The organism is Flavobacterium cupreum (assembly GCF_003996965.1).
GTDB lineage: Bacteria > Bacteroidota > Bacteroidia > Flavobacteriales > Flavobacteriaceae > Flavobacterium > Flavobacterium cupreum.
In genome coordinates, this window is record NZ_QWDM01000106.1 from 1 (window position 1) to 387 (window position 387).

The following is a 387-nucleotide window of genomic DNA, read 5'->3' on the forward strand; positions in this document are numbered from 1 at the left end:
GCATTGGCTGGCAAGCTGGCCAAGGTGATTTTTGACACCGTACTGTCGTTATAGTTAGTTGCCCATACATTACCCCTGCCATCAACTGCCACACCCGTCGGACCATTGCCAACCCGATAATTACCAACGAACGCAATCCCTGTGAACGCACCATCGGTGAACACTTGTTTATAGTGCCCGACCACACTGCGATACAGGGAACCGGCGATAAAAATGTCACCGTTATCATCGGTGGCAATGCCTTGTGCCTGGTCGTTACCCACTTGATAATAGACCTTTACGGTACCTACAGGATTCGCTGCCTCAAACGTAGAAAAACGCGTTCCAACCTCTGTTGTCCAAATCTTCCCATATTTGTCGATTGCTATACTATAGACCGATATTCCG

General features: G+C 48.6%; 1 protein-coding gene. It reads right to left on the bottom strand.

Going from position 1 to position 387, the window contains the following annotated elements; all coding sequences use genetic code 11:
* Nucleotides 1-387 (bottom strand): NHL repeat-containing protein (locus D0817_RS26815; RefSeq protein WP_193555379.1); only part of this gene is annotated, 387 nt, incomplete at both ends.